Source organism: Glutamicibacter sp. NPDC090743, assembly GCF_044769125.1.
Classification (GTDB): domain Bacteria; phylum Actinomycetota; class Actinomycetes; order Actinomycetales; family Micrococcaceae; genus Glutamicibacter.
Genome location: NZ_JBIVXE010000003.1, coordinates 124,847 through 144,386 on the forward strand (window position 1 = coordinate 124,847; position 19,540 = coordinate 144,386).

The 19,540-nt window shown below is 60.7% G+C and carries 20 protein-coding genes; 5 read left to right on the plus strand and 15 right to left on the minus strand.

What is annotated here, in order from left to right:
* Positions 1-22 precede the first annotated feature (22 nt).
* From ACIQTS_RS07025 to truB, 9 genes are all read right to left on the minus strand, one after another.
* Positions 23-865, minus strand: a complete 843-nt coding sequence (locus ACIQTS_RS07025; RefSeq protein ID WP_105658236.1) for an ABC transporter permease — start codon at positions 863-865, stop codon at positions 23-25.
* Entirely contained in the window at positions 862-1,710 is an 849-nt protein-coding gene (locus tag ACIQTS_RS07030; protein WP_105658237.1) for an ABC transporter ATP-binding protein, read from the minus strand. The genes ACIQTS_RS07025 and ACIQTS_RS07030 overlap by 4 nt, the downstream gene beginning before the upstream one ends.
* 6 nt (positions 1,711-1,716) lie before the next feature.
* A complete protein-coding gene (locus tag ACIQTS_RS07035) occupies positions 1,717-2,592 on the minus strand; it encodes an ABC transporter substrate-binding protein (protein ID WP_402472303.1) in 876 nt (291 codons plus the stop codon).
* A 627-nt stretch (positions 2,593-3,219) separates the two neighbouring features.
* A complete protein-coding gene (gene rpsO, locus ACIQTS_RS07040; RefSeq protein ID WP_013348393.1) occupies positions 3,220-3,489 on the minus strand; it encodes a 30S ribosomal protein S15 in 270 nt (89 codons plus the stop codon).
* Between the two features lie 107 nt (positions 3,490-3,596).
* Positions 3,597-4,382 carry a class I SAM-dependent methyltransferase gene (locus tag ACIQTS_RS07045; RefSeq protein ID WP_400290388.1) on the minus strand — a complete coding sequence of 262 codons (786 nt, stop codon included), beginning with the start codon at positions 4,380-4,382 and terminating at the stop codon, positions 3,597-3,599.
* 5 nt (positions 4,383-4,387) lie between these two features.
* Complete coding sequence (locus ACIQTS_RS07050) at positions 4,388-5,341, minus strand: bifunctional riboflavin kinase/FAD synthetase (RefSeq protein WP_105657289.1); 954 nt, start codon at positions 5,339-5,341, stop codon at positions 4,388-4,390.
* Positions 5,342-5,405: 64 nt separating this feature from the next.
* Entirely contained in the window at positions 5,406-5,873 is a 468-nt protein-coding gene (locus ACIQTS_RS07055) for a hypothetical protein (protein WP_181148828.1), read from the minus strand.
* Between the two features lie 10 nt (positions 5,874-5,883).
* The gene (locus tag ACIQTS_RS07060; protein WP_105657288.1) at positions 5,884-6,246 is read right to left on the minus strand and encodes a hypothetical protein; all 363 of its coding nucleotides are present in this window, start codon (positions 6,244-6,246) and stop codon (positions 5,884-5,886) included.
* A 17-nt stretch (positions 6,247-6,263) separates the two neighbouring features.
* Entirely contained in the window at positions 6,264-7,187 is a 924-nt protein-coding gene (gene truB / locus ACIQTS_RS07065; protein ID WP_105661834.1) for a tRNA pseudouridine(55) synthase TruB, read from the minus strand.
* A 280-nt stretch (positions 7,188-7,467) separates the two neighbouring features.
* Here truB and ACIQTS_RS07070 point away from each other — a divergent pair, with 280 nt between their 5' ends.
* From ACIQTS_RS07070 to ACIQTS_RS07085, 4 genes are all read left to right on the plus strand, one after another.
* The gene (locus tag ACIQTS_RS07070; protein ID WP_105657286.1) at positions 7,468-8,130 is read left to right on the plus strand and encodes a fasciclin domain-containing protein; all 663 of its coding nucleotides are present in this window, start codon (positions 7,468-7,470) and stop codon (positions 8,128-8,130) included.
* A 171-nt stretch (positions 8,131-8,301) separates the two neighbouring features.
* Entirely contained in the window at positions 8,302-8,883 is a 582-nt protein-coding gene (gene sigK, locus ACIQTS_RS07075) for an ECF RNA polymerase sigma factor SigK (RefSeq protein WP_286134161.1), read from the plus strand.
* Positions 8,883-9,725 carry an anti-sigma factor domain-containing protein gene (locus ACIQTS_RS07080; protein WP_400290384.1) on the plus strand — a complete coding sequence of 281 codons (843 nt, stop codon included), beginning with the start codon at positions 8,883-8,885 and terminating at the stop codon, positions 9,723-9,725. Before sigK ends, ACIQTS_RS07080 begins: the two co-directional genes overlap by 1 nt.
* A 198-nt stretch (positions 9,726-9,923) precedes the next feature.
* On the plus strand, positions 9,924-11,408 hold the full coding sequence (locus ACIQTS_RS07085; protein WP_105657310.1) for a molybdopterin-dependent oxidoreductase: 1,485 nt from the start codon (positions 9,924-9,926) through the stop codon (positions 11,406-11,408).
* Positions 11,409-11,522: 114 nt separating this feature from the next.
* On the opposite strand, the gene ACIQTS_RS07090 is transcribed toward ACIQTS_RS07085, so the two are convergent.
* From ACIQTS_RS07090 to rimP, 6 genes are all read right to left on the minus strand, one after another.
* A complete protein-coding gene (locus ACIQTS_RS07090) occupies positions 11,523-11,969 on the minus strand; it encodes a YdeI/OmpD-associated family protein (protein WP_402472313.1) in 447 nt (148 codons plus the stop codon).
* A 188-nt stretch (positions 11,970-12,157) separates the two neighbouring features.
* Positions 12,158-12,592: a 30S ribosome-binding factor RbfA gene (rbfA, locus tag ACIQTS_RS07095; protein ID WP_105657282.1), complete on the minus strand. Its 435-nt coding sequence runs from the start codon at positions 12,590-12,592 to the stop codon at positions 12,158-12,160.
* Positions 12,593-12,693: 101 nt separating this feature from the next.
* Positions 12,694-15,669, minus strand: a complete 2,976-nt coding sequence (gene infB, locus ACIQTS_RS07100) for a translation initiation factor IF-2 (protein WP_133832994.1) — start codon at positions 15,667-15,669, stop codon at positions 12,694-12,696.
* Positions 15,670-15,845: 176 nt separating this feature from the next.
* Positions 15,846-16,166 carry a YlxR family protein gene (locus tag ACIQTS_RS07105; protein WP_105657280.1) on the minus strand — a complete coding sequence of 107 codons (321 nt, stop codon included), beginning with the start codon at positions 16,164-16,166 and terminating at the stop codon, positions 15,846-15,848.
* A gap of 141 nt (positions 16,167-16,307) precedes the next feature.
* Complete coding sequence (nusA, locus tag ACIQTS_RS07110; RefSeq protein ID WP_105661830.1) at positions 16,308-17,291, minus strand: transcription termination factor NusA; 984 nt, start codon at positions 17,289-17,291, stop codon at positions 16,308-16,310.
* A 2-nt stretch (positions 17,292-17,293) separates the two neighbouring features.
* On the minus strand, positions 17,294-17,860 hold the full coding sequence (gene rimP, locus ACIQTS_RS07115; protein ID WP_402472318.1) for a ribosome maturation factor RimP: 567 nt from the start codon (positions 17,858-17,860) through the stop codon (positions 17,294-17,296).
* Between the two features lie 175 nt (positions 17,861-18,035).
* On the opposite strand from rimP, the gene ACIQTS_RS07120 reads away from it, so the two are divergent.
* The gene (locus ACIQTS_RS07120) at positions 18,036-19,109 is read left to right on the plus strand and encodes a hypothetical protein (protein WP_400290378.1); all 1,074 of its coding nucleotides are present in this window, start codon (positions 18,036-18,038) and stop codon (positions 19,107-19,109) included.
* The last annotated feature ends 431 nt before the right edge of the window (positions 19,110-19,540 follow it).

Here is a 19,540-nt window from a genome sequence, read left to right on the forward strand (position 1 = left end):
GTCCCTTCGGTAGGAAGATTGTCTAGGCGCGAGCCCAGCGCGAGAAGTGGCGCTCCAGCGCTACAAGTGCTGCGTTGACCGTGAACCCTAGGATGGCGACAGTGAGTATGGCTGCGTACATTTTCGGGATCAGGAAACTGGCTTGCGAATTGGTGATCAGGAAGCCCAGTCCAGCCTTGGCGCCGATCATTTCGGCGGCGATGAGCACCAGCACGGACGACGTTCCTGCCATCCGGACGCCGGTAAAGATGATGGGTACGGACGAGGGCAAGACAACTTTCGCGAAGATCTCGTAGCTGGTGAGCCCCAAGGTTTTTGCCGCCCTGATCAGCAAGGGATCTACGCTGCGTGCTCCAAGGATCGTGTTGAGAAGCACCGGGAAGAACGCCGCGTAGACGACAATCGATACCTTGGATACTTCGCCAATACCGAGAAGGAGCGTGAAGACCGGAAGCAACGCCAAGGCCGCGGTATTTCGGAATACCTCCAGCAACGGGTTGAGGAAATCGCCGACTTTCGAGAACCACGCGACGACCAATCCGACGGGCACGCCGATGAGGACAGCGAGCGTGAATCCTACGGCCGCCCGGCCCAGGCTTGCCAGGATGTGCGTGCCCAGATCCCCTGAGGCAATCATCTTCCCCAGTGCCTGCAGTACTTCATGCAAGGGAGGAAGAAAGACCCGGGATGATGGTTCCAGGACGAATTGCGGGACAAGCTCCCACACCAGGAGAAAACCGATGATCGCACCCGAACGGTACAGCGTTGACCGCAGTCTTCCGGCCAAACGCAGGAAAGGAGAAGGCCGATTTGACTCCCCGGTGGAGCCCTGCAGGCGCTGGTCCGGTACGGCTAAGGTGCTCATGCTGGTACTCCTGGAGAAACGAGCGACTTGTGGCTCACCGGCGATTTGCCGGCACTGGGAGCGGACTCGTGAAGCAGCGTCCAGATGCGATGGCGGTAATCGCTGAATTGGGGAGCCGAGCGGATGTCATCAACACTGTGGCGCCCGTCGAGTTCAATGTTGATGATCTCCTTGATTCGTCCGGGTTTGGAGGACATCACCGCTACCCGCTGCCCCAGGTACACGGCTTCTTCGATGCCGTGCGTAATGAAGACAATCGTGGTTCGGGTGCGACTCCAGATATCTAGCAGCAAGTCCTGGAGTTGTTCGCGTGTTTGGGCATCCAGGGCGGCGAACGGCTCATCCATCAGCAGCACCTTGGGTTCATGGGCCAAGGCACGGGCTATGGCCACGCGTTGACGCATGCCGCCGGATAGTTCATGGGGGTACTTGTCTTCCACACCCTGCAGGCCAACGAGTCGCAGATATTCGTTAGCGCGGATCCGCCTTCCCGATTTGTCCAGTCCCCGACCGCGACGGGCCTGGCTCTCCAGCCCCACCTCGACATTGGCCACTGCCGTGAGCCATGGGAAGAGCGCGTATTGCTGGAAGACTACTGAACGTTCCAGGCTGGGACCGGAAACCGGCTCGCCATCAACGAGAACTTCGCCCGAAGTTGGCGCGGCCAACCCGGCCAAGATATCCAGAAGAGTGGATTTGCCGCATCCGCTGGGGCCGACAAGGGTGAAGAATTCTCCGTCCTGGATCCGGAGATCCAGTGATTCAATGGCCGTGACGGCAGTATCTTCACTCGATCCGGAGCGGAGGAATTTCTTGCCCAAGTTCTTGATCTCAATGGTAGACATGCGCGATTACTGCCCTTCGTTTGCGACGTCGTTGAATTCGTTGGTGTAGTACTCGCTGGGGGTGATTTCTCCTTCGATAATCCCCGCATCGTTGAGCCATTGCGCCCATCTGCTGAAGTCCTCGTCTTCGATGGCTGCGTGTTCGCCCAAGCCATAGCCGTTGAAGTACTGCAGGGATTCAACGTCGTCTCCGCGATCCCTGGATTCAACGATTGCGGTGAATCTCTTGATGACCTCTTCGCGCGGATGCGTCGAAGCCCAGTCCGCTGCTTTGGCAATGCCAGTGGCCAGGGAATGCGCTGCTTCAGGGTATTGAGCGATGAAATCATCCCGAAGGACGTACTCTCCGGCATCAAAGTTGCTGAAGACTTCCGTGTCCCTGAAAACTTCTCGCAAGCCGCCTTGCTTCACTGCATGCACTTGGGAAGCCCCGGAAAGAGCGCCAACGTCGACCTGATGGGTGCGAACAGCTTGTGCGGTGTCGGTAGGTGGCAAAACGACCAGCTGCACCTGCTCGATCTCTTGCGGCGTCAGGCCTTCGGATTTCAGATAGCTGCTAACGACCGCTTCAGAATGAGCGCCCAAAGTATTGACTGCAATTGTCTTGCCAATGAGGTCCCTCGGTTCTTCGATGCCGCTGTCTTCGCTCGTGTAGAACCCGACAAAGTAGTCTGCATTGGAACCATAGGATGAGACCACCGCGGTGACAGGCGATCCAGCTTCCTGCAGCTTCACCACTGCTCCGGAGAACGCGCTGCCGATCTCGGTGGCACCGGTGGCCGTGTTCTGGATCGCCGAGGGCCCGCTGGAGTTGTTGCCAACCCATTCCAAGGACACACCGTCAAGGTAGCCCAGGTCTTCAGCCAGCTCCGGAAGGATCACGGTATTGGCGCTTCCTTCGTAGCGGACGGTTATTGTGCCGTCAGGGTTCTCAAGATCCGTGCCGTGAGCTGACGCAGTGCATGAGGCTAAAAAGAACGCTGCTGCCGTCAGCCCCGCCGCCGTGCCCATGCTACGAAAGTTCAACCGTTTGAAATTATTCATCCCTGTTCCCCTCTATTTCGCGCTTTTTCCGTGCTTGGTAGCCATGCAACCACTTCGGCGGCGCCTCGGAAAGGGCATGGAAAACTGGAGAAACGAGAAGAAACCTGAGGTCAAAGTGACCTTCAGGTTTCGGAAAATGTCGCGGGATGGCTCATTAGCCTTAGCCCAACGGTACGTGGCTCCACAGGAAGGTCAGATACCGAGATATTCGGGGCGGAATTTAATCCGGGGAAACCTTAGCGGGTGCGTCCAAGGTCGCTCCGACGCCTGTTCCGTCATGTGCTTGCCTGCGGGATGAGCTTGGGAGAGCAGGAATTCATCCGATTCTTGCCTCTGTCGATTACTGATCTTGATTCGTGCCGGCAAATAGCGAACACATGAACGGCGTTGCCAAGGTCCGGAGGCAAAGAAAAATCCCCGACTCCTGAAGCGGAGACGGGGAATTTCTTGCTCTGAAGCAGAGGACTACTTGCGCAGGCCCAGACGCTCGATCAGCGAACGGTAACGCTCGATGTCGGTGTTCTTCAGGTAGCCGAGCATACGACGACGACGACCAACCAGAGCCATCAGGCCACGGCGGGTGTGGTGATCATGCTTGTGCATCTTCAGGTGCTCGGTCAGGTCCGAAATACGGCGGGACATGACGGCAATCTGAACCTCAGGCGAACCGGTGTCACCCTCGTGGGTAGCGTAAGCCTTGATGATTTCGTTCTTGATAGTGGCATCCAATGCCATAACAAACTCCTAGAGTTGGACCGCGTTCATAAGTCGGTGCGAACGTCGAGACGCTCACGGCGGAAACTCGCAACCGCGGACTGCAGCGAGAACCATCGTCAATCATATCACCGACGGGTGCGCCGGCGGGACCTCCAGGCATGGGTGAGATAGGGCACCTGCACCTTTGCGTCCTGCTCGTGCCCCAGATGCTCCTGCCAATACCAGGCCAAGTTCGCTTCCACCTTGGCGCGGGTAGTCTCTGAAGACTTGCGGTAGTAGCTGCGGGATTTGGTCAGCTCGACGATCTCGTGGAAATCCAGTTCCATGGACCAATGCCAGATGCCATGCTCCGCCTTCTGGAACTGCGGTCCCAACGGCGGCTCCAGCTCGGGCCGGTGCACATCGCCGGCATGCATGATGCGTGCCAAGCGGTGAACCCAGGGAATGGCGACATCCAGCTGATTCCACAGCAGGGTGAGCCAACCGCCATCATGGAGCAATCGGGCCGCTTCGGCACTGGCTTGAGGGTGGTCCACCCAGTGCCATGCCTGGGCATAGGTCACCAGGCCAGCGCTATCGGCCTCCAAGCCGGTCGCTTCACCTGCGGCGCAGGTTACCTCGACCGCTGGCAGCCGCTTGGACAGGACCGAGAGCATTTCTGCCGATGGGTCTACGGCCCTGACTTCCAGGCCTGCACCGATGAGCTGTTCGGTGAAGATCCCCGAACCGCAACCGATGTCAATGGCACTCACCGGTCGGTGCTGCAGCGTGAATTCCAAGGCTTCCTGCGGATAGGAAGGACGGATCTTGTCATAGCTTTCAGCGTCGGCTTGGAAAGCGGAAGCTAATTCGTCGCGGCGCTGGGCGCCCACGACGAAGGCCCGCTGCGGCAATGATGGTATCTCAGCCATGATTCCTAGTGGCGTTCTATAGCCAGCACCGCACGGGCCTGGTCAACGTCCTCGGTCATCTGCTCAATGAGGGCTTCGATGCCGCGGTAGGCAACCATCGGACGCAGGTGGGAAATGAACTCAACGACAATCTGCTGTCCGTACAGATCGAAATCTTCCACGCCTTCTTCGGGGCGGTCAATCACGTGGGCTTCAACCACTCGGGAGACGCCATCGAAGGTGGGGTTCGACCCGACGGAAATTGCTGCTGGCCAACGCACCTCGGCCTCGTCGATCACCCAGCCGGCATAGACCCCATCGGCGGGGATGATGCCAGTGGCTTCGGTGTCCAGATTCGCGGTGGGAAATCCCAGCTCGCGCCCACGGGCATGGCCATGGACTACTTCACCGCGCATGCGATGCGGCCGGCCGAGGATCGCGGCGGCAGCTTCGACATTGCCGGCGGCTAGTTCTTCACGGACCCAGGTCGAGGACAAGCGGCGCTTGTCCCCTACGTCTTCGACACCTATGACTTCAAAACCGTATTTGGTGCCCAGTTCCTGCATGTAGCTGAAGTCCCCGGAATTGCCGCGGCCAAAACGCACATCATGCCCGACCACAACGGCCACGGCATTCAGCTTCTCTACGATGATGGAGCGAACGAACTCTTCAGCGCTCTGGTCCGCGAATTCCAGGGTGTAGTGGATCATCAGCGTGGCATCCAGGCCAACGCTGGCCAAGGTGTCCACGCGGTCAGCCAGACCCATGATCAATTCAGGAGCATCATCGGGACGGTGCACCAGCGCCGGGTGCGGGTCGAAAGTGATCGCTACCGATTGAGCCGAGCGTGCTTTGGCCTGCGCGACAGCTGCATCCAGCACCTCGCAATGGCCCAGGTGGACACCATCAAAGTTGCCAATGGTCACGACAGTGGGAGCCATATCCGCGGGGACGGCATCCAAGCCCTTCCAATAGTGCACTTTGCTCCTTCAGAAATTCTGCTGCGGTGGATGGAAAACCCACCGTGGTAATTCTTGCACGTCTTTAGGCGTGACGCTCATTACGGTTACGGTACAGCCACCACAAGCCGACAATCGGCAGCACCAGTGGAACGTAGCCGTATCCTTCGCCGAAACCGCTCCACACCGATGGATGGGCGAAGTCTTCGGGGTGGGTCAGCGACAAGATGCCGACCACGATCACGCCTGCCAATTCAACGGCTACCGCCCAGAGCGAAACCAGCCAGGCACCACGCTTGGCTGAAGACAGCGAGAATGTGGCAAGGATATAGACCAGGCCAGAAAACAGCGACAGGCTGTAGGCTATCGGCGCTTCGTCGAATTTGCTCATGATCTGGTACACCGCGCGCACGCTCGCCGCCAGGGCGAGGATGCCGTACACGGCAATGATCACCCGGCCCAGTCCGGTGGACCGGCTTGGCTTGGGGGCCTTATTGGTGCTGCGCGCCTGAGCGGCCTGCATGATTCGCGAATTTCGCGGCTTTTCACCCATGTGAGTACTCCTACTGCCAGATCTGTTCCATGCGGAACACCATTACGAAGGTGACGGCGGCCGACGCGGCCAGCACGGCGTTGGACCAACGGCTCTTCTCGCTGATCGCCCAGAAGAAGGCCACCGGCGGCATGATCAGCGCTGTGATGAAGTAGCCCCAGAATTCCACCGGGTCGCCTTGCACCGCATTTCCCCCGACCTGGCGGATCGCGGCCGCGATGCCGTAGGCAATCAGGAAAAGCTCGGTGGCCACCGCACCGATCAGCGCCCAGTCATCCGGGTGCTTGCGGATAGCGGTTGCGATAACTGCCACCAGCAATGCCAGTGCGCAGACCACCGCTCCGGCGATGAAGAATCCATTGACGGCAATCAAGCCAGTTCCTTTCGGGATTACTTAGCGGTGAAGACCAAGGCCGTACGCGCCTTGTCGCCCTTGTCTTCCAGCAGTGCGACCAGCACGCCATTGGGAGCGAAAGCCGCAACGGTCTGGCCTTCGGCAATGTCCATGCCCAGATGCGAGGCGGGGATGGTGCGGCCGAAAGACAATTCCACGGCTTCGTCGACGCTGACCGTGCGGTTCGGGAACAGCGCGGCAGCAGCCTTTTCGATTGGGAGAATCTCGAATTCCCCGGCCAGCTGCTCCAGGGTGCGGGTGAGCTCGATCTTGTATGGGCCCACCTCGGTACGGCGCAGCGCCGTCAGGTGCCCGCCAACGTTCAATGCTTCGCCCAGGTCGCGGGCCAACGCCCGGATGTAGGTTCCAGAAGAGCACGATACCGTGACGTCGACGTCGAGGATCTTGCCGCCGTTTTCGCGGCGCACCTCATGGATCTCGAACCGCGAAATGGTGACCGGGCGGGCCTTGAGTTCTACCTGTTCGCCAGCGCGCACGCGAGCGTAGGAACGCTTGCCATCGACCTTGATGGCCGAGACCGAGCTCGGGATCTGCTCGATGTCTCCGCGCAGCTGGGCGATCTCGCGCTCGATGTCTTCGTCGCTGACCGCTGCGGCGATGCGCTCGGAAATGATTTCGCCTTCGGCATCGTCCGTGACGGTGTTCTGCCCCAGCCGGATGGTGGCGGTGTAGGTCTTGTCGTGGCCGACGATGTAGGTCAGCAGCCGGGTTGCCTTGTTCACGCCGATAACCAGCACGCCGGTGGCCATGGGGTCCAGGGTGCCTGCGTGGCCGACTTTTCGAGTCCCTGCAAGTCTGCGGATGCGACCGACCACATCGTGGGAGGTCATTCCCTGCTCTTTGTCGACTAATACGAGGCCTGAGGCCTGCTCTTGCGTGTTCTGACCGGCTTTACTCACGCCTTCCAGTATATGGCTTGTGCAGAGAATAAGGCTGTCGCTGGTTCCAAGCGTGGCAGATCCCACTTGCAGCCTATTTCCATGAGCCGGCAATGCTCCGGGACCGGGCCCGCCAGCCCGCGGATCCGGCAGCTTCACGGCCTGCCAGCAAGACGCAAAAAAAATTTCCAAGAGAATCCAATCCGTCGGGCAACCTGCCCCGAATGCTCATTGACAACCTGATCCGCACGGACAGGAAAAGGACCGACGACATCAGTCGCGGCGAAGCAAGGAGAAAATCATGAAGCGCACATACAGCAAAGTCGCTGGAGCATTCGGGCTCATCGCAGTCGCCGCCATGGGACTGAGCGCCTGCTCGACCGGTTCGGAAACCATGGAATCGCCCACGGCGTCCGCCTCGGAAAGCAGCTCGCCCATGGCCAGCGAATCGGCAATGGATCCAGCAAGCAATCTTGTGGGCAAGGGTTGCGCGGCCTACGCCGAAGCAGTCCCGACCGGTGATGGCTCGGTAGCCGGAATGGCCCAGGATCCAGTGGCCGTCGCTGCCTCGAACAACCCGCTGCTGACCACCCTGACTTCTGCAGTCTCCGGTGAGCTGAATCCTGATGTCGATCTCGTCGATACCCTCAATGGCGGCGAATTCACCGTCTTCGCACCGGTTGACGACGCCTTCGCGGCAATCCCGAAGGATGACCTGTCCGCAGTTGCCAAGGATGCCGACACCCTGACCAGCATCCTGACCTACCACGTCGTTTCCGGCCAGATTGCACCAGATGATCTTCCCGGAACCCACGCAACGGTCCAGGGCGAAGAGGTGGAAGTCACCGGTAGCGGCGACGATCTGGAAGTCAACGGGGCTTCGGTCATCTGCGGCGGCGTGCAGACCGCCAACGCAACCGTGTACCTGGTGGACACCGTCCTGATGCCACCGGCAAAGAAGTAGTATCGCCAGAATCATCAAGGCCGCTGGCATGAAGGTGGTGCATGGAATACCTTCCAGGCATCACCTTCGCCGGTGCAACGGGAACCTGGTTCCCTTGGACGGATCTTTTCGCAAAACGCCACGCCACAGCAGATAGCCGCTTAGCCACAGATGCATGAGACCCTAGGATTCATGAGTTCCAATAGACTCGATGCCATGGAAGACGATTCCGTGAAAACGCCAGACGTCCTGCTGCAACAGGTCGCGCTGGGAGATGAATCTGCCTTCGAATCGCTCTATGATGCCATGGCTTCACGGGTCTTCGGACTCGTGCTGCGGGTGCTTCGCGATAATGCACAGAGCGAAGAAGTCACCCAGGAAGTGTTTGTCGAAGCGTGGCAACAGGCAAGGCGCTTTGATCCGGCGCGTGGCACGGCAGCATCATGGCTGCTGACTATTGCCCACCGCCGGGCCGTCGACCGGGTGCGAGCAAGCCAAGCGAGCCAGGACCGGGATTTGCGCGTTGGAATCAAGGAATTCCAGGACAGCTACGACGACGTGGAAGAGAATGCCATCTTGCACGACGAGACCATGCGCGTAGCCCAAGCCCTGCAGCGGCTCACCGCCCCGCAACGCGAGGCGATACACCTGGCCTACTTCGGCGGATACACCCACACGGAAGTCGCAGAGCTGCTGAAAATACCGGTGGGAACCGCGAAAACGCGAATACGCGATGGAATGGGCAAACTTCGAGAACTGATGGGAGCGGCGTAATGGACAAGCACGAGAACGAGCTGACCGACAGCTTCGCCCTGGATGCTCTGGAAGACAAGGAACGCGAAGCCCTCCAGCATGGGGGTCCCGACTCTGCCCTGGCACGCCGGGAACTGGATGCCCTGCAGGAAACTGCTGGACTGCTCGGCTTGTCAGCGCAACCGGTCAATCCTCCGGCCCGGCTGAAGAACAACATCATGGCCGCTATCCGCACTACCGAGCAATTGGCACCTGTGCAGGAGACGGCCCTCGATCACGACGGCGTCCAGGCACAGGACCCAATAGCTCCTGCTGAACCAGCTGCTCCTGCTGAACGGGAAACCGAAACCACTGCAACGCACCAGGCCCCGCAACCTGGCGCAGAACGCGGCCCGCAGCGCTTCTTCGCCTTGGCCGCCGGCGTCCTGCTGCTCGCAGCGGTGGCCCTGGGCGGCTTGGCCATCAACCAGAATTCCCAGCAGCGCGAGCTGGAAAGCCAGATGGCCGCCATGGCCTCGCATCAAGAAGAGCTCAGCCGGATCCTGGCTGCCCCGGATGCCAAGTCGAAAACGCAGACACTGGACGACGGCGCGCGAATCACGCTGTCCTATTCTGCCGACGAAGGCCTGATGGCGGTGTCCACCTCGGGCATGCCAGCCCTGTCCAGCGACAAGGGCTACGAGCTGTGGCTGATCTCGGCAGAAGGGGCGGTTCCTGCGGGAATGCTCACCGGCGGTGATGCCAACGGCATGATCATGGTTTCGGATCCAATGAAGGGCATCACGCACTTCGGGATCACGGTCGAGCCGGCCACCGGCTCCCCTGCCCCGACAACAGACCCCATCATGGTCCAATCGCTGTGAGCGTGCGGAAGTTCTTGTAGCCTGTTCCAATCCGCAATGCTGCCCGTTCCGAAAACACTGTGAGAAGTTGTTCCCCTGCATTCTGCAGGGGAACATGGACCGCAACGCATGAGGTGAGTGGCAGTGGGCATTTGGCAGAAGCGCAGCAGCAGTAAACTCGTATTCCACGCGGTGGCTGGAATTTGCTCGGCCGCAATCATGTTTGCCGTGGCCCAATTCGCCTCGGCATTTTTCAACAATGCATCCTCGCCGTTTTTCGCGCTGGGTTCAGCCATTATCGACCTGACTCCCCCATGGCTCAAGGACTTCGCCATCGCGACCTTCGGGACCAATGACAAGTTGGCGTTATTCATTTCCATCGGTGCAGCCGCCGCAGTCCTGGCGGCGATGATCGGCCTGATCGCCAAGCGAAGTTTTGCGCTGGCCTGCACGGCCATCATCGGCTTGGCCGTACTGCTCTCCAGTGCCGTGGCCGCTCGTGCTTCCACCAGCCTGCTGGATATCATCCCGACGGTACTGGGCGCGATCGCCGGTATCGGGCTTCTGCAGTGGCTGACCCGGCTGGCTGTGGCCGCGGCCCCAAGGCAGGACGAGGGCGCCAACGCGACGGGTCCAAGCCGCAGGAAGTTCTTGATAGGCGCAGCCCTGTCCCTGGCCGCCGCGGCCGTCTCCACCGGTGTTTCCACCTCGCTGTCGGCATCGCGGAATATGGCGGCCGCCGCACGCAAGGCCTTGCGCCTGCCTGCGGCCCGGACCAAGGCGGAACCCCTGCCCGAAGGTGTGCAGGTAGAAGTAGCGGACATGCCCCGCTTCGTGACTCCCAACCAGGATTTCTACCGCATCGATACCGCGCTTTCGGTGCCGCAGATCGACCCGAACCAGTGGTCGCTGCGCGTGCACGGCATGGTGGAGAAGGAATTCACCGTGAACTTCGACGAGCTGCTGGGCGAAGAACTCGTGGAAACCTATCTGACGCTCACTTGCGTGTCGAATCCCGTCGGCGGCGATCTGGTAGGCAACGCGAAATGGCTGGGCTACCCGCTGCGTAAGCTGCTGGAGCGCGCGGTTCCGCAGGCCGGCGCGGATATGGTGCTTTCGACTTCGCACGACGGTTTCAGTGCCTCCACCCCGCTCCAAGCGCTCACCGACGACCGGATGGCTTTGCTGGCCATCGGCATGAACGGAGAGCCGCTGCCTTTCGAGCATGGTTTCCCGGTGCGCATGGTGGTTCCAGGTCTCTACGGCTACGTGTCGGCCACCAAATGGGTGGTCGATTTGGAAGTGACGCGGTTCCAGGACAAGGCGGCCTACTGGACTACTCGCGGCTGGTCCGAACGCGGTCCAATCAAGATGTCTTCCCGCATCGATACCCCTCGCCCGTTCGCCCAGGTGCCTGCCGGAGAAGTCGTCTTGGGCGGAACTGCATGGGCGCAGACCCGGGGCATTTCGCGTGTGCAGGTGCAGATCGATGACGGACCGTGGGCAGATGCCCAACTGGCGACCGAAGCCTCGCTGGATACCTGGCGGCAGTGGCGCTTCGTATGGAAGGACGCAGCACCCGGAACGCACTCGGCAACCGTCCGCGCCTATGATGCACAGGGCAAGCTGCAGACCAGCGAGAAAGCCAACCCGGTGCCCAATGGCGCCAGCGGCTGGCAGCGCCTGCAATTCACCGTGCAGTAGCTCCGGGGCACCGGTGGGTTGTTCACACTGCTGCCGACTGCGACCGGGGCTGGCTGGCCTGTTGGGCGCCGCCTTTGGCTTAGCTCCTGGCTCAGCGGGCATGGCCCCGGCAGGCTAGTGGCTGCGCAGCGTCTTGATGACCTTCTCGACCCGGCGCGTCCTGGTGTCCTCGCCGCGGGCAGCCACGATGGGGTCCACGTGGCCGCGCTGCTTGCTGTAGGACAGCTTGTTCCAGGCGTCCAGCAGCTCTGGCTCGGCGGAGAGCAGCACGGCCAGCGGTTCGGGGATTTCGACGGTGCGCGGCTCTTCGTCCAGCTCGACTTTCACGCTGATTTCATCGCCCGCACCCTTGCCCGTGGCAGCACGGGTCTCGGAGCTGAAGGAAATGAGGAACTGCCCGTGCATGGAGGAAATGCTGTTCCGGTACGTGTAGTCCCCGTCAATGCACACGATGACCGGCACGCGCTTGCCGCGGCCGAATCCGAGCACGATGCCATCGGGAACCACGATGCCCACGTTGTTCCCGCCGGTTGCGCTCAATGTTGTGGTGAATTCTGGCATGTGCTGCACCTTTGGTCGGATCCGGCGGTTTCTGATCACGCTATCCCACCACCTTCCCGGCGACCAGCCTTCGGCAGGGATTCGCGCTTCGCTGTGAGGGTAATCGAGGCCAACGCACAACGCCCCGACCAGCACGCAATGCGTGCTGGCCGGGGCGTTGGTCCAGTCAGGATGAAGCCCAGAAGCCCTTAGGCTTCTTCGGCGTCCTCGTCCTTCTTGTACGGGTCCTGGTCTCCGGCGAAGTCCTTGCCTTCGCGCAGAGCTGCAACCTCGGCGTCCTTCTCGCGGGCCTTGGCCAACAATTCCTCCAGGTGCGAGGCACCCTCGGGGATTTCGTCGGCGACGAATGCCAGCGTTGGGGTCAGGCGGATGGTCAGATTGCGGCCCAATTCCTTGCGCAGGGCACCGCCACGCTTTTCCAGCATGGTGGCGATGTCCTTCTTCATCTCGTCATCGCCAAAGACGGTGTAGTACACCGTAGCGTGCTGCAGGTCGTTGGTGACGCGAGCGTCGGTCACGGTGACGTTGTCAATGCGCTCGTCCTTGATGACGTTGCGCAGCGACTGGGCCATGAGGACCTGTACGCGCTTAGCCAGGCGTGCGGCGCGGGCTGAATCAGCCATGGTTTTCTCCTAATGGTTCAAAACTCGTGGGCGCTTGACCAAAGCTTATCGGTCAAACGCCCACGAATCAGTGAGTCACACTGCTAATTGCTTGTCGGCAATTAGTCGCGTGGCTTTTCGCGCATCTCGAAGGTCTCGATGATGTCGCCTTCCTTGATGTCGTTGAACGACCCCAGGCCGATACCGCATTCGAAGCCCTCGCGGACCTCGGTGACATCGTCCTTTTCGCGGCGCAGCGAATCGATGTTCAGGTTGTCGCCCACGACGTTGCCGTCGCGTACCAGGCGAGCCTTGGTGTTGCGCTTGATGGTGCCCGAGCGGATGATCGAACCGGCAATGTTGCCGAACTTCGAGGAGCGGAAGACCATGCGGATCTCGGCGGTGCCGAGGGCCACTTCTTCGAACTCCGGCTTGAGCATGCCCTTGAGCGCATTCTCGATGTCGTCGATAGCGGAGTAGATGACCGAGTAGAAGCGCATGTCGACGCCCTCCTTGTCGGCCAGTTCTGCCACGCGCTCGGCTGGGCGGACGTTGAAGCCAATGATGATGGCGTTGTCCACGGTTGCCAAGTTGACGTCGTTCTGGGTGATCGCACCGACACCGCGGTGGATCACGCGCAGCTGCACATCGTCGCCGACCTCGATCTTCATCAGCGAGTCTTCCAGTGCTTCAACAGCACCGGAAGCGTCACCCTTGAGGATCAGGTTCAGGGTATCGATCTTGCCATCGGCAACAGCCTTGTCGAAGTCTTCCAAGGTGATGCGCTTGCGGCGCTTGGCCAGCATTGCGTTGCGCTCTGCGGTTTCGCGCTTGTCAGCGATCTGGCGGGCGGTGCGCTCGTCTTCGGTGATCAGGAAGCCGTCGCCAGCACGCGGGACCGAGGACATGCCCAGGACCTGTACCGGACGCGATGGCAGTGCCACGTCGAGGTTTTCGCCGTTCTCGTTGAACATTGCACGCACGCGGCCGTGGGCGGTGCCTACCACCATGGTGTCGCCAACGCAGAGGGTACCGGACTGGACCAGGACGGTAACAACCGAACCGCGGCCCTTATCCAGGTTCGCTTCAATGGCCACGCCACGAGCGGACTTGTCCGGGTTGGCCTTGAGCTCAAGCACGTCCGAGGTCAGCAGGACAGCGTCCAGCAGCTCGTCGATGCCCTGCTTCTGCAGTGCCGAAACCTTCACGAACATGGTGTCGCCACCGTATTCTTCTGGAACCAAACCGTATTCGGTCAGCTGGCCCATGACCTTGTCAGGGTTGGCGCCTTCCTTATCGATCTTGTTCACTGCGACGATGATCGGCACGCCGGCAGCCTGTGCGTGGTTCAGTGCTTCCACGGTCTGCGGCATGACGCCGTCATCCGCGGCGACAACCAGCACGGCCACGTCAGTGACCTCGGCACCACGGGCACGCATGGCGGTGAACGCCTCGTGGCCCGGGGTATCGATGAAGGTCATTGCGCGATCGCGGCCCTCATGGATGTGGTTGATCTGGTACGCACCGATGTGCTGGGTGATGCCGCCATGCTCGCCCTCGATAACGTTCGACTTGCGGATAGCATCCAGCAGTCGGGTCTTACCGTGGTCGACGTGGCCCATGATGGTGATGACTGGGGCGCGCTCTTCAAGCACGTCTTCGCCTTCAGCCTCAAGTTCGGCATCCAGGTCCAGGCCGAAGCCTTCGAGCAGTTCCTTGTCTTCGTCCTCAGGGGAGACGACAAGCACCTTGTAGCCCAGCTCTTCGCCGAGCACCTCGAAGGTTGCCTCATCCAGCGACTGGGTGGCGGTAGCCATTTCACCGAGGTGGAACAGTACGGTCACCAGTGCTGCTGGGTTCGCGCCAATCTTGTCAGCGAAGTCGGTGATCGACGCGCCGCGGCGCAGACGGATCTCGGTGTCGCCGTTGCCGCGTGGAACATTCACGCCGCCCAATGACGGAGCACTCATCTGCTCCAATTCCTGGCGCTTTGCGCGCTTGGACTTGCGCTGCTTGCCGCGACCGGCGCCTCCCTTGCCGAAAGCACCGCCAACGCCACCGCGACCGCGTGGTGCACCTGGGCGGAAGCCGCCACCGGTACCGCTGCCGCCACCGCTGCCGCCACCTGGGCGACCGCGGCCGCCGGCACCTGCACCTGGACGTCCGCCGCCTGCTGGCGCTGGACGATCGGTGCGGTTAGGCATCATGCGCGGGGTTGCAGTGGTACCTGCGCCAGCACCTGGGCGTGGACCGCCGGCACCTGCTGGGCGTGGGCCACCTGCGCCGGCTGGGCGTGGAGCGCCCTGGCCTGCTGGGCGTGGACCGCCGGCACCTGCTGGACGTGGACCGCGCTGGCCGTCACGTGCCGGACGTGGACCGCCCTGGCCGTCACGAGCCGGACGTGGACCGCCGGCACCTGCTGGGCGTGGACCGCGCTGGCCGTCGCGTGGTGGGCGAGGACCGCCCTGGCCGCCTTCGCCGCGCATACCCTGCTGCGAGGAGAACGGATTGTTGCCTGGGCGTGGACCGCCCGGACGAGGTGCGCCTGGACGTGGGGCACGACCGCCTTCGCGGTTGCCGCCACCACGGCGTTCGCCGGACTCAGCGCCGCGCATACCCTGCTGGGAAGAGAACGGGCTGTTGCCTGGGCGTGGAGCACCTGGCTTCGGAGCTGGCTTGGCACCTGGCTTCGGTGCCGGGGCTGCACCTGGCAATGGAGCGCCAGGGGTTGCCTTCGCGACCGGAGCTGCAGGCGCCGCAGGTGCGGCTGGGGCAGCTGGGGCTGCAGGAGCCGGAGCTGCCGCAGCTGGCTTAACGCCTGGCTTCGGGGCCGAGGCACCTGGGGTAGCAGCCGGCTTGGAAGCCGACTTCGGTGCTCCAGGGGTCGCTGGCTTGGCGGCGGCTGGCTTGGCAGCAGCTGCTGGCTTAGCGGCACCGTTGGAACCTGGGAATGCGTCGCGCAGCTTGCGCGCTACTGGCGGTTCAACGGTCGAGGATGCCGAGCGAACGAATTCGCCCATGTCCTGCAACTTGGTTAGTGCTTCTTTTGAAGTGATTCCGAGCTCTTTAGCGAGCTCGTGAACGCGGGGTTTAGCCACATCTCTCCTGTGTCGATGTGATCTGCTCAAACCCCGGTATCAAAAGATAAATCTTTAGATCAGCGGTCTGGCAGATCAGCTGTGTAATTCGTGAAATTCTTCCGTCGCACGGTGGATCACGCAGAACTGATTGTTCATCGTTGTGCGCTCAGCATTGCCGACTCATCGGGTTGCCATCAGATTTCTGACCCGCTTTCATCATGTTTGCCAGATAGCTGGTTGCTTGCCAGCTGATCTTCGTATGCAGTGAATTCCTGCAGCACCTGCGAATCGTCTACCGCAGACCTGAAGGCCCGCGCGAACGCCCGGCGCTGCACCGCTTGCTGCACACACTTTTCGGTCCCGTGGGTCCAAGTGCCCCGCCCGGAAGCGGAACCCTGTTGATCCAAACTCACCGCATGCAGCGGTGTACCGTCTTTCAGGACCCAACGGAGCAGCTCATTTTTACTGGTTACGGTTCGACAGCCAATGCACGTGCGTTGCTGATGCAGCTTCATGCGAGCGCCGTCGCCACCTTCCCTAGTTATTACGAGCCATCTACTAGTCTAGCGCGTTTGGACGCCATAGCACGCATGAGTTGTGGCTCACACGCAGCTAGGCTTCCAACACGCTGAACTGGAATTATTTCCCGCAGCTGCTTAGAGCTGCGGTTCCTTGCCGCCCGAGGCAGCCAGGATGTCAATGCGCCAGCCGGTCAACTTGGCAGCAAGGCGAGCGTTCTGGCCTTCCTTGCCGATTGCCAGCGAGAGCTGGGAGTCGGGAACAACCACGCGAGCACGGCGTTCGGCTTCGTCCAGGATCTCTACCGAGACGACCTTCGATGGAGACAGGGCCGCGGCGATGAACTTCGCTGGATCCTCGTTGTAGTCAACGATGTCGATCTTCTCGTCGTTCAGTTCGTTCATCACGGCGCGCACGCGGGTTCCCATTTCACCGATGCAAGCGCCCTTGGCGTTGACACCGGCCTTGGTTGCGCGCACAGCAATCTTGGTACGGTGGCCAGCTTCACGAGCCAGTGCCTCGACCGTGACGGTGCCGTCAGCGATTTCTGGAACTTCCATTTCGAACAGCAGGCGAACCAGGTTCGGGTGGGAACGGGACAGGGTAACGGCTGGGCCCTTGTTGCCGCGCTCAGCGGAAACAACGTAGGCGCGCAGGCGGTTTCCGTGCTGGTACTTCTCGCCTGGGGACTGCTCAACTGGTGGCAGCAGCGCTTCCAGATCACCGATCTTGACCTGCACCATATGCGAGGAGTAGCCCTGCTGGATGACGCCGGAGATCAGGGTGCCAACGCGGGCTGCGAACTCGCCGACAACCTGCGCATCTTCAGCTTCACGCAGGCGCTGCATGATTACCTGGCGGGCGGTGGAGGCGGCGATGCGGCCGAAACCGTGCGGGGTGTCGTCGAATTCGCCCAGCAGCACGCCGGCGTTGTCGCGGTCCTCTACCAGGATCGCCACATGGCCGTTGCTGCGCTCAATGTGCGCGCGGGCGCCAGGCATGGCGCCTTCGGTCTTGTTGTAAGCCAGCAGCAGTGCCGACTCGATGGTCGGAATCAAAACATCCATTGGGATGTCGCGGTCTTTTTCCAGGATGCGCAGCGCATTCAGATCGATATCCACGCTTAGCCCTCCAAATCTTCAGTATCGGCAGTGTCAAATAGTGCGTCATCGAAGTTCAGCTCTGGATCGACAACAGCTTTACGGATATTTTCAAAGGCATAGGCCGCAGGCTCGAGCACCTTGACCTTCATGCCCTTCTTGGCCGGCTCGCGGTGCTCAGCAATCAACACGTCGCCGTCGTTGACCTCAAGCAGGCGCCCGCGAAGCTTCGTGCCGTCGGCCAGCGAAATCTTGACCATGCGGTTGAGGGCGCGGATCCAGTGGCGCTGGGCAGTCAATGGGCGGGAGAGTCCTGGGGAACTGACTTCGAGTTCGTAAGGAGCCGACGATGCGTAGACGGCGTCCTTGTCCAGAGCGTTGGAGATGGTGGTGGTAACTTCACCAAGTTCATCGAGAGTCAGCGTTTCGTGACCGTCGGCCTTGTCGACGATGATCTGCACGATCATCTGCTTGCCGGAGGGACGCAAGGCGACTTCCTCCAGGAGAAGCCCGTGGGATTCTACTTCCTTGGAGAGCAATGCAGTCAGACGCTGCGCTTCCTGTTCGGTATCGGCCGGCATTCCGGTCATGGATATCCTCCCACGCTATTCGATGTTGTCCGTTAAGCCTATATTGCGTTCCGCTCATTGAGAACATCTAAACGGGCACAGGTGAAGGAACTCACGCCCATTTTCTATCCATCGTGGCGCTCGACACCGCTATTGCCCTCTTTACCTGCATTGATCATGGCATGATCGAAACGCTATGACTGAAAAATCGCCCCATTCCGCCCGTCGCACCGACAGGCAAGTACGCCGCGCTCCAGGCTGGATTGCTCCGGTACTGGCTGGTGCAGTTGCCGTTGCCGTGACGTGGGGCATTGGCAGCACCATCTTCCGAGGCGCCCTGGTGGAGCGGGGCCTGCCCGAACAGGTCAATGAGGCCAGCGCCGATGCCCGCATGACGTGGGAATACGGAGCAAAGCTGGCAGACCTGGCATCTCAGGCCCAAGCCATGGCCCAGCTGGCACCCGAGGATAACGCTTCGAGGCTATCCGCATTGGCGACTTCCTTGTCGCAGGGGTCAGCGGTGCTCGGTGAATTGCGCTTCGACGACCAAGAGCCTGCGGCATTGCCGCAAAGCTTCTCCCCCGACGCGCTGGTTGCGCTTGCCACGAATGTCGCCGACGCATCGTCAGTGATGCCTGCCTTCGCAGAACCGTCGCTGTCCAGGGATTCGAAGCTGGCCCAGATTGCTTTCCAGATCAATCTGGACGCCCGCAGCGCTGTTGCATCTTTGGGAGAAGAGCGTGATTTGGACTTGGCCTTGCCACTGAGTGCAGTCTCGGGTGAAGAAGAGCAGAAAGACCAGCCAGTAGCCTGCCTGCCTAAGGAGGAGCTGCTGGACCCCGCGAAGGAAATCACCGAAGCGCAGAACATCGAACCAACGGCCGTCGCCCGGGCCCTGGACCGCGGCTATGCACTAGATTTCGTTCTGCAGCTCACGGCTGCACGTGGTGCCGACAGCGCCAAGGAAGCCATCGAAGCTCGACGCAGCGAGCTGGGACGCCAGCTTCGCGGCCTGCGTGCGACCGTTGACGAACAGTGCGCAGACCTGCGTGAACCCGCCTATGCGCTACCCAAAGGCGGCCTCGAAGACCTGGCTGCCCTATCCGCGGAAGCCGAAGGGGATTTTGCTGATGCATTGGTCGTAGCAGCGGGCGTTAGCGATGGTGCAGCCGGCGCAAAAATTTCCGCCGTCGCTTTCCAGACTCTCAATGGCCAGCAGGGATCGAATGAGGAATACCGCATCCTTGAGACTGGCGAAGTCGGGAAATAGTTTTGGATTCAGCTAGAATTTAGCCGTATTTCACGTTTCGTTGAATTATCACGAAATAATCACGACTGCTAATTGCCCTGAGTCGAAATAGAGCACGGTTCGGGTACAGCCAAAACAGCGCGAGGCGCACTAAAATTCACGGATGATCCGTAATTTCCATCCGCACTATAAGATATAACCCGCATATGGCATGCGGGTTTTACGCGGTATTACCCGATACCAATTTATCAACGACCACCATTTCCTCCGCCATGGAGTGATTTCAAAGATATATGAATCTCGTTCCTATTCACTGGCTCTCGATATTCGCGCCGAAAGGGGCTATCGTGAATATCAAGTGCTTGAGATACGGAATTTGGCTCCCATAACACGGAGCGGGATTCTCCGCTTTCTTCCACTTATTGGGGAACTAACAACTTGCGGCTAGGTCG

Coding starts and splice junctions, on each gene's coding strand:
- ACIQTS_RS07025 (WP_105658236.1), bottom strand. CDS start 865: ATGAGCACCTTAGCCGTACCGGACCAGCGCCTGCAGGGCTCCACCGGG.
- ACIQTS_RS07030 (WP_105658237.1), bottom strand. CDS start 1,710: ATGTCTACCATTGAGATCAAGAACTTGGGCAAGAAATTCCTCCGCTCC.
- rpsO (WP_013348393.1), bottom strand. CDS start 3,489: ATGGCATTGGATGCCACTATCAAGAACGAAATCATCAAGGCTTACGCT.
- ACIQTS_RS07045 (WP_400290388.1), bottom strand. CDS start 4,382: ATGGCTGAGATACCATCATTGCCGCAGCGGGCCTTCGTCGTGGGCGCC.
- ACIQTS_RS07055 (WP_181148828.1), bottom strand. CDS start 5,873: ATGGGTGAAAAGCCGCGAAATTCGCGAATCATGCAGGCCGCTCAGGCG.
- ACIQTS_RS07070 (WP_105657286.1), top strand. CDS start 7,468: ATGAAGCGCACATACAGCAAAGTCGCTGGAGCATTCGGGCTCATCGCA.
- sigK (WP_286134161.1), top strand. CDS start 8,302: ATGAGTTCCAATAGACTCGATGCCATGGAAGACGATTCCGTGAAAACG.
- ACIQTS_RS07080 (WP_400290384.1), top strand. CDS start 8,883: ATGGACAAGCACGAGAACGAGCTGACCGACAGCTTCGCCCTGGATGCT.
- ACIQTS_RS07085 (WP_105657310.1), top strand. CDS start 9,924: ATGTTTGCCGTGGCCCAATTCGCCTCGGCATTTTTCAACAATGCATCC.
- ACIQTS_RS07090 (WP_402472313.1), bottom strand. CDS start 11,969: ATGCCAGAATTCACCACAACATTGAGCGCAACCGGCGGGAACAACGTG.
- rbfA (WP_105657282.1), bottom strand. CDS start 12,592: ATGGCTGATTCAGCCCGCGCCGCACGCCTGGCTAAGCGCGTACAGGTC.
- ACIQTS_RS07105 (WP_105657280.1), bottom strand. CDS start 16,166: ATGAAGCTGCATCAGCAACGCACGTGCATTGGCTGTCGAACCGTAACC.
- rimP (WP_402472318.1), bottom strand. CDS start 17,860: ATGACCGGAATGCCGGCCGATACCGAACAGGAAGCGCAGCGTCTGACT.
- ACIQTS_RS07120 (WP_400290378.1), top strand. CDS start 18,036: ATGACTGAAAAATCGCCCCATTCCGCCCGTCGCACCGACAGGCAAGTA.